Annotated in this window: 10 protein-coding genes and 2 pseudogenes; 9 read left to right on the top strand and 3 right to left on the bottom strand. The window is 58.9% G+C overall.

The window, feature by feature from the left end:
- The 6 genes and pseudogenes from groEL to ACFX5Q_RS34385 all read left to right on the top strand — a co-directional run.
- Positions 1–239, top strand: a pseudogene (gene groEL, locus ACFX5Q_RS34410) (chaperonin GroEL); the annotation flags it as partial.
- Positions 240–406: 167 nt separating this feature from the next.
- Positions 407–799 (top strand): 4a-hydroxytetrahydrobiopterin dehydratase, encoded by a 393-nt coding sequence (locus ACFX5Q_RS34405; RefSeq protein ID WP_404284997.1) that lies wholly within the window; start codon positions 407–409, stop codon positions 797–799.
- Between the two features lie 8 nt (positions 800–807).
- Positions 808–1,134, top strand: a complete 327-nt coding sequence (locus ACFX5Q_RS34400; protein ID WP_404284995.1) for an antibiotic biosynthesis monooxygenase family protein — start codon at positions 808–810, stop codon at positions 1,132–1,134.
- 67 nt (positions 1,135–1,201) lie between these two features.
- Positions 1,202–2,122: a complex I NDUFA9 subunit family protein gene (locus ACFX5Q_RS34395; protein WP_404284994.1), complete on the top strand. Its 921-nt coding sequence runs from the start codon at positions 1,202–1,204 to the stop codon at positions 2,120–2,122.
- Between the two features lie 61 nt (positions 2,123–2,183).
- Positions 2,184–2,618 carry a hypothetical protein gene (locus ACFX5Q_RS34390; protein WP_404284992.1) on the top strand — a complete coding sequence of 145 codons (435 nt, stop codon included), beginning with the start codon at positions 2,184–2,186 and terminating at the stop codon, positions 2,616–2,618.
- 636 nt (positions 2,619–3,254) lie between these two features.
- Complete coding sequence (locus ACFX5Q_RS34385; RefSeq protein WP_404284990.1) at positions 3,255–4,469, top strand: NAD-dependent formate dehydrogenase; 1,215 nt, start codon at positions 3,255–3,257, stop codon at positions 4,467–4,469.
- Positions 4,470–4,626: 157 nt separating this feature from the next.
- On the opposite strand, the gene ACFX5Q_RS34380 is transcribed toward ACFX5Q_RS34385, so the two are convergent.
- Complete coding sequence (locus tag ACFX5Q_RS34380) at positions 4,627–5,142, bottom strand: GNAT family N-acetyltransferase (protein ID WP_404284988.1); 516 nt, start codon at positions 5,140–5,142, stop codon at positions 4,627–4,629.
- A gap of 60 nt (positions 5,143–5,202) precedes the next feature.
- Here ACFX5Q_RS34380 and ACFX5Q_RS34375 point away from each other — a divergent pair.
- A pseudogene (locus ACFX5Q_RS34375) lies at positions 5,203–5,363 on the top strand (UvrD-helicase domain-containing protein); the annotation flags it as partial.
- Between the two features lie 391 nt (positions 5,364–5,754).
- Here ACFX5Q_RS34375 and ACFX5Q_RS34370 read toward each other — a convergent pair.
- A complete protein-coding gene (locus ACFX5Q_RS34370) occupies positions 5,755–6,024 on the bottom strand; it encodes a hypothetical protein (RefSeq protein ID WP_404284987.1) in 270 nt (89 codons plus the stop codon).
- A 286-nt stretch (positions 6,025–6,310) separates the two neighbouring features.
- Here ACFX5Q_RS34370 and ACFX5Q_RS34365 point away from each other — a divergent pair, with 286 nt between their 5' ends.
- Entirely contained in the window at positions 6,311–6,493 is a 183-nt protein-coding gene (locus tag ACFX5Q_RS34365) for a hypothetical protein (protein ID WP_404284986.1), read from the top strand.
- A 350-nt stretch (positions 6,494–6,843) separates the two neighbouring features.
- Positions 6,844–7,077, top strand: coding sequence for a hypothetical protein (locus ACFX5Q_RS34360; RefSeq protein WP_404284984.1), 234 nt, complete (start codon positions 6,844–6,846; stop codon positions 7,075–7,077).
- Positions 7,078–8,152: 1,075 nt separating this feature from the next.
- On the opposite strand, the gene ACFX5Q_RS34355 is transcribed toward ACFX5Q_RS34360, so the two are convergent.
- Positions 8,153–8,380, bottom strand: a 228-nt coding sequence (locus ACFX5Q_RS34355) for an EAL domain-containing protein (RefSeq protein WP_404284982.1), incomplete at its 5' end; no start/stop codon positions are given.

Genomic DNA, 8,380 nt, shown 5'->3' with positions numbered 1-8,380 from the left:
TCGCCGACAGCAAGGATCACAATCAGGGCTTCGATGCCCAGAACGAGGTCTATGTCGACATGATCAAGGCCGGCATCGTCGATCCGGCCAAGGTGGTGCGCACGGCACTGCAGGATGCCGGCTCGATTGCCGCGCTCCTGATCACCGCTGAAGCAATGATCGCGGACATTCCGCAGAAGGATGCGCCCGCCATGGGTGGCGCAGGAGGTATGGGCGGAATGGGCGGAATGGACTACTGAGCGGCGCCTGAAACTATAGCCAGCACGACGGAAGGCCAGCACGCGGGCACATGCGAGCCGATATCTTGGCGATCATCGGCTCGCTCGACATCGCGTTCGGGGAGATCGATCGATAGGCGCTCGTCGCTGTCGTTTTTGCTGCTAAAAATGGTCTTGGAGACAAGAACATGACCGACACTCTTGCCGAGAAAACATGTACGCCTTGTCGCGGCGGCGTCCCGCCGCTCACGCGTGATGAAGCCCAACGCTTCCAGGCACAGGCTCCTGATTGGGAGCTGGGTGGCGATGCCCACTGCATCCAGCGGAGCTTTCGATGCCGCAATTTCCGGGACGCGCTCGCCCTTGTTCAGGAGATCGGTGAGCTCGCCGAAACCGAGGGCCATCACCCCGACATCAGCTTCGGCTGGGGTTATGTGACGGTTTCCCTGAGCACCAAGAAGATCAAAGGACTGCACGAGAACGATTTCATCATGGCGAGCAAGATCGATCGGGTGCTCGATCGCTCGGGGCGGCCCTCGACCGCCAGCAGTGACACGGCAAATCGATTGCCAATCAAGTGAGGTCGTCTATGCCACACATCCGAACCGACAATCAGCCCGTCACCCAAATCACCATCGTCGATTCTGAACCGGACAAGCAGGCCGAGGCATTGTCCGTCATGACCGAGCGAGCGCGCTTTATGACGCGCCAGCCTGGCTTCATCTCAATCAGCCTGCATCGCAGCCTCGACGGGCGGCGCATCGTCAACTACGTCCAATGGCAGAATCGCGACCTGCTGCGATTGGCTCATCAGTCGCCGGAATTCCGCAAGGAGTGGCGTCATTTCGATCAGCTGACGGATGAGATCTACCCCAATCTGTACGAGGTAGTCCAAGTGGTAGATAGTGGTCAGTAGGCGTGCCGCCCACATGACCTGAACCGCCGGGTCGAGACGGCCGACATGAGCTGACAAAGTCTAAGCCATGGCTGCCATGAACCATCGCGTCGTCACCGTGTTCGGTGGAACCGGGTTTCTCGGCCGCCGCGTTGTTCGGCGTCTCCGCGATGGTGAGTTTTTCGTTCGGATCGCATCAAGACATTCGGAACGGGCCAAGAAGCTGTTTGGTTCTGATGATCCGCAACTTCAATCGGTCGAAGCCAATATCCACGATGAGCGGGCGATCGCCGATGCACTTGCTGGTGCTTACGGTGTTGTAAATGCGGTCAGTCTTTATGTCGAACAGGGACAGGAGACCTTTCATTCCGTGCATGTCGAGTCAGCCCGGCGGGTTGCAGTTCAAGCACACCGAGCTGGCGTCGAACGGCTCGCTCACATTTCAGGAATCGGCTCCGATGTTGCCTCGCCGTCGCTCTACATCCGCAAGCGTGGCGAAGGCGAACTGGTGGTGCGTGCCGCGTTTGCTGACGCCACTATCATCCGCCCGGCGGTGATGTTCGGACCGGATGACGCGTTTCTCACGATTATCCTCAAACTTCTCCGCCGGCTTCCAATCTATCCGATGTTCGGTCGCGGCCTGACGAGATTGCAGCCGGCCTATGTGGGCGATGTGGCAGAGGCGACCGCAAGAGTGCTGCAGGGGACGGAAACGCATGCGATCACGTATGAGTGCGGCGGTCCTCGCGTCTACTCTTACAAGGAATTTCTCAGAGCCGTTGCGCACGAAGCCGGTCTTAAGCCCAAACTGATTCCAATCCCATTTGCCGCTTGGCACGCGCTGGCTTGGTTCGCCGAAATGCTCCCGAGCCCGCCCGTCACTCGGAATCAAGTGGAACTGATGCAGGTCGACAACGTGTCATCGCCGGAGATGCCGGGATTTGGAGAACTTGGAATTTCGCCGTACTCGGTCGAGGAAATGCTCCAGGAGATATTGTGGGATCACTGATTAAAGAGCTTCTTCGGCTAGTGCGCTCCCGCCGGGGAACGACAAGGGCAAGGTCGAGGGCATGGTGAAGTATTCCCGCTCGAACTTCATGACGCCGATACCGGCGGCGAGCGTCGATGAGGCTTCGGTCTATCGTCTGCTCAGGGCGCACGACCTGATCAACAGTCCGGCCTTCATCGTCATGAAGGCTGCCAACGAGTTCAAATTGAGTCGTATGTACCAAACCGGCACACTATATATCGATGGTCGCCTGCACCTTCCCGGCAAGCCGGCGAGTGGAAGAGACCACCACGCTTTCGCCCAACAAAGGGGAGAAGCGATAATGACGTTCACGGCAGAACCAGCGAGTGTGCGCGTCACGGAAGCCGGAAAGCAGCGGTCGTTCAATTGCGGAATTCGGATGGAATTGTATCGACTCCGACTATCCTTGCACACCCTGCAAAGCTGCGCCGATGGCGCTTGCAAGGACGACAGGAAAACACCACCTATAGACTGATAGCGAACAAGCTGGAAACGTCGGTTCAAGTCCGACGGCCCCGACCAAATCGGGGTTTCGTCTAGGGTAGGACACCACACTTGGTAAACGCCGCTCCCTTCCGGTCGAGCGGCGTTTTCGTATCTTCTGTAAAAAGGCAACAAACGGCCCGCATTGTGGAAAGGCTAGCCTTGTAGGTGACATCGGTGAGCGTTGCGAACTGGCTTAGCAATACCGTCTGAGCGGCAAGCGATGCGAGATTCCTCTGCTTGATAAGCGCTGACTAACAGGTTGTGCAATCTTTGAGGGGATGCAGAAGCCCTTGAGGCCTGCGAAGTCGGAGCCTGTCAGTGATCATGATGCACGGTGCCCAACCTCGGCAATTCTGAAGTGTCCGCATCAAGCATTTGTTGTCAGCAGACCGTGCGCGCGGTCTGACTCGAACGCTGCACCAGTGCCGCCCGCAGCACTTGAAACCATGCCCGGGTCTTCCATGTAATACGCAATAGCGCACAACTTTCCGAATGAGGAAGCGCCGGCAGATGAGTCTGCTCCCACCAGCAATTCAACAGAGCATCGCCGTGCCGACCATCGTTGGCCGGCAGCGTTAAGAACAGAGCGTTTTCCTTTTCGTTGTCAGACGAAGGGAGATACACAATGGCAAAGGTCGTTTGCGTCCTCTATGACGATCCGGTCGACGGTTATCCGACAAAATATGCGCGGGACGGCCTGCCAAAGCTCGACCGCTATCCCGGCGGCCAGACACTTCCCACGCCGAAGGCCATCGACTTTGAACCGGGGGTCTTGCTCGGTAGCGCGTCGGGCGAACTCGGCCTGAGGAAATTTCTCGAAAGCGCGGGCCACAGCCTGGTGGTGACCTCGGACAAAGACGGTCCCGCCAGCATTTTTGAACGCGAACTCGTTGACGCCGAAATCGTGATCTCGCAGCCGTTCTGGCCGGCATATCTGACCGAAGAACGAATAGCCAAGGCAAGCAGACTGAAGCTTGCGATCACCGCCGGCATCGGATCCGATCATGTCGATCTTCAGGCCGCCATGGACCGCGGCATCACGGTCGCCGAGGTGACTTACTGCAATTCGATCAGCGTGTCCGAGCATGTGGTCATGATGATCCTGGGGCTCGTGCGCAACTACATCCCGTCCTACCAGTGGGTCGTGAAAGGCGGCTGGAATATCGCCGACTGCGTCGCACGCTCCTACGATATCGAGGGAATGCAGATCGGAACCGTCGGTGCCGGCCGGATCGGCAGCGCGGTGTTGCGCCGGCTGAAGCCGTTCGACGTCAAGTTGCACTACACCGATCGCCACCGCCTGCCTGAGGCGGTCGAGAAAGAGCTTGGCGTCACCTTCCACAAGGACCCCGCATCCATGGTCGGCGTCTGCGACGTGGTGACAATCAATGCGCCTCTGCATCCGGAGACGGAAAACCTCTTTGACGAGACGATGATCGCCAGGATGAAACGCGGCGCCTATCTGGTGAACACGGCGCGCGGCAAGATCTGCAATCGTGACGCCATCGCCCGCGCGCTGGAGAGTGGCCAACTCGCTGGCTATGCCGGCGACGTCTGGTTCCCGCAGCCGGCTCCCAAGGATCATCCGTGGCGATCGATGCCGCATCACGGCATGACGCCGCACATTTCAGGATCGTCGCTCTCCGCCCAGGCGCGCTACGCCGCGGGCACCCGCGAAATTCTCGAATGCTGGTTCGAAGGCCGGCCGATCCGTGAGGAATATCTGATCGTCGATGGCGGCAAGCTCGCCGGCGCTGGCGCGCATTCCTACAGCGCCGGCGACGCCACCCGCGGTTCGGAAGAGGCAGCACGCTTCAAGGCCAGGAGTGATCTGCGCTAGATCGATTTCCGCTGCGCTCGACTCGGACGAGAACAAGGCAAGGCGGATCGGCGCGGTTGGCGCTGCAGTCGTTCCTCGAGGGATCCTAAGCTTTCTGCCGCAAGTCGAACAAGACCGCGTGCTCGGGCTATAGGGCCAGGATCGGTCCTCAGGGCGCTTACCCACGTAGGAACAGATGAATTTCCTGACCGGGATGTTCAGTGGACGGGTAGGGAGACCCATTGGCCGTGAAACCGCGAGCCGGCAAGATTCGCCGCATGGCGGCATTATTGCTGCGTGTTGCAGCGAACACGGCTGATCCGCTTGCGAATGACAGCGCCGCGTCGACGAGACGCCAGCCCAATTTATGACGGCGATGGCTTTCTGCAACGACCACATACCCTAGTTCGACTGGGTAGGCGGCGGCGTCCGCATTTGATTTCGACTTGGCAAAGACGGCGGTTCGATAGTCCGGCTCTGGATTTTTAATCGCCGCAGTTCCGACCAGCTTCTTACCGTCATAGAGCATGACTAGGCCCCGCGCGCCCTTGATGCGTTCAAGCAGCCCATAGTGGGAAACTTCGCCCTCCGAAACAACCAACTTGACAAAGGCATCGAGTTCTTTGTCGGAATATCCATGCGGGGGCTTGGCGGTCAACGAACTGAGATGTTGCATTGCTTGAGCATAGGTCACTCAGATTGAGGTCGCAAATTCATCGACACGAGCGGGCCGAGAGCGCCCTCCTCAGTCCTCATCTTTCCAGATGATCCGCCGCACCACCCTTATCTCAAGCACGGTGAAGGATGGATCGCCGGGCCGCGCTCGTCATCGCGGGTGCGGGTTCCGGCGAGACCAATACGCTTGCCTATCGCGTCGCGCATCTGATCGTCAAGGCGCGGCGCAATCCAAAGCGAAGTGCTACGCCATCAGTGAGTTAGAGCTGCTTGGGGTCCAGCGAGATGCGGGCAAGCCTGCCTTTGCCCTGATGGCCGAGCGAGGCACAGGCCGCTATGTCGGCTCCGTCTTCATCACCTTGAATCGGGAGATGCGCGAACGCCTCTGGGAGCGCGTTCAGGAGCATTCTGGGCCGGCACCGAAGGGCATGAAGCGGCCGGCGACGCAATGGGTCAAGCCTGGGCTGATCGGCCGTGTGAAGCACCTACGGGGCGAGGAAGACTTGCGGCATGCCTCGCTACAAGACTTTCGGGAAGAGCCGGGATAGCTCCGTGGCGCGAGCTTTCAGCAGACGCTATCGGCCGACCGGCTACAGATGGTCACCCGCCCCCTCCGGCGGGTATCCCATATTCATTTAGGTTGGCGACTTCTTACGTTCGCATGATCGTTGGCGGCTTCCGTATCGGTGGCCGGTGTCTGAGTATCGACACCTGCAAACGGGCTGCCCTGACCTGGTGCAAGGTCACCGCTGTGGCCGGCCGTGTTCTCATGGAAGGGTTGGCCGTCGCTGCTGAGACCATGCTGAAGAGCATTGAACAGATGGTCGTCCGCCTTTGCAAGGCCAGCGAAAGCAATGAGCGATGCCCCTGTGGCAGCAATCACAAGCGCGTGCGTTTTCATATCTGGACTCCTTTGAGCTAAGCCAGAACGAGCCGCAGCAGGTCTGGCGTTTTCCACAAAGGGACATTCGAAAATATCCCTCTTGCCGTGCCCGCCATCGTCTAGGAAAGGAACGCCCCTCCTGCTCAAATTATTCCATGCGCAGTTGCTAAATTTAGCGATCAAATTCGTGTGACTCGCGAGTTTGGCTGTACGGCGTATAATGCCCAAGTCGTCCGTATCGAACAGAGGGCATTGCGGACGCTTGGAAGCTGGCAGTGCTTTCGCCTATGTGCGGGAGCCTGAAATGTCACGCGCCAGGGTGTCTGCGCTCGATAGCGAAATCCTACGAAGCGCGTTCCACAAAGCGGTCCTCGAAGCGGACATCCCTGAACATCGATGGCGGGAGTACGCTTCGCAAATGGTCCGCGAGTTCACCGGCATAGCGAAGGTCGATCCCGAGTTGCTGGAATGGATCGTGCGGAAGTAGCGGTCAGTTCACGGCCCCGTCCCGTACCCATTGAAACGCTGGATAGGCCTGCTGGGGGCTGCATGGGGCTGCTCAATTCTGTTTGACTATTTGGCTGCACGGGCGCGTAAAATGCCAGGTTCGCCCGGTTGTGGGCGGACTAACTCAGGGAGGATGGATGTTATGAAGATGAACGTAATGCTCCCGCCCTTGATGCCACCTCGTTGGCCGCCCCGCTATTGGTCGCAAAGCCCACTCCAGTTGCGGCCAAGGCCTACGGTCCTACTGATGGCAAAGAGATTTTTCCCGGCGTTCGGCTCGTCGAGCTGGGAACACGAGACTCCCACATCAAGGGGTACAAGAAAATTGCCATGGAAGACGTCGTCTATCAGCCAAAGGGATCTAGCCCGTTGGAGGACGTCATGGCGGACGACATGGTTTGCACGGTCACTGAAGGCGAGCTGCAGGTCACGGCCGGGGACATGGAGTTCACGGCCAAGGAAGGCGACGTATGGAGCTGCGGCAAGGGTAGCACGAAGGAGGCTGCTACGAATAATGGAACCGTGGTCGCAGTGATGCGGGTGATTAATCTGAAGGCTGCATAAGTTTGCCAAGAAGTTGGCCGGCGCCCGTTGGGCGGGGGGCTTTGGGTAAAGGCGCCGGCCAGTGACGGGCTCAAGAGTCCGCCGCCATCTTGAGGTAGGGTAAGGCGGTCCGTTCTCGAATGGTGTGATCGCGTAAGCAGGGCCGGCAGCACCAGCGCCAACCGCCAGCCCGGCCATCAGGAGGCTAGCGGCCATGCCGATCATGTGAGGCGGTCTCCGCTCAACGTGGCACGCCGTGTAGCTGTAACAGACTTCCCCAACAAATTGCCGCCGACCGAGTGGCAAGTGGCATCGTCTGCCTTGGCCGGTATGATCCCAACCACCAGCATCGCCATCAGAGCTAGGATAAGTCCCCTCATGCTTTCAGCATTGCGCACATTCGCCCCCGCATCATCAGTCACCAGGGCGCAGCGACGTGCCCGTGCATTTATGCCACTTCATTTGGTAGCCGTACTGACCACGCTTGCCGTAGCACCAGTTGGCCGCGGCCAGTCTCGCACCGACTGCTTCTCGGTCCTCGCATGCTCGCATGGTTGCGGCCTTGTCCCCAAATCCGCCCGCGGCATAAGCCGTTGAGCGTGCCATACGCTTTCAAGAGTGCCTTCACGTTAGCCGGGACCGATTTTTCTGCAGCCCCTGCAGCCGCACAGAGGCTGCATAGAGATGAGCTGGATTGCTGCGATTCTGGCGACAACCAGTTCGAGTGCGAGAAGGCGAGCTTCCAGTTCCAACTTCTCTCTTTCAACCATCAACCCTTCCTCTGAAACCAGGCAACAACCCTGCTGCTCCTAGCGTTCGATCTGATCGCGCGTAGTCACTAGGCCTCGATCATCCAAGAGTCTGTTGAGCTTCACCTGTAAAGGCATGGTTCTGCCACGCTCCGCGCCGAAGATTTGACATACACGACTGCGGCTGGACAGCGCACTGCGCGGGACGGCTCGCGCGTGTAGCCCTAGCTACAGTCCTATGGCTGGTCCGGACGGACCGGCCATCTATTTGCGTCGACCGTGAGCCTGCCACCTCGGCTTGACCGGATCCCCGGCGATGTGAATCCCTCCCTTCTCGTGTTGGGAATTTACATCGGGTTGCCGGGCGCGTTGAGCAATTTCATGATGGCTTCGGCGGAGATCGGTTTGCTGAAATGATAGCCCTGCATTTCATCGCAATTGTTCTTGCGCAAGAAGGCCACTTGATCGTCGGTCTCGACACCCTCGGCAATGACCCTCAGATGCAGATTTTGACCCAATGAAATGACGGCGCTGGCGACGGCCTGATCGCTCTCGTTGTCGGCGAGATCGTTGAT

It is taken from the genome of Mesorhizobium sp. IMUNJ 23033, assembly GCF_044778005.1.
Classification (GTDB): Bacteria; Pseudomonadota; Alphaproteobacteria; order Rhizobiales; family Rhizobiaceae; genus Mesorhizobium; species Mesorhizobium amorphae_A.
The sequence above is the reverse complement of the archived record's forward strand: the minus strand, read 5'-3'. Positions and strand labels throughout refer to the sequence as shown.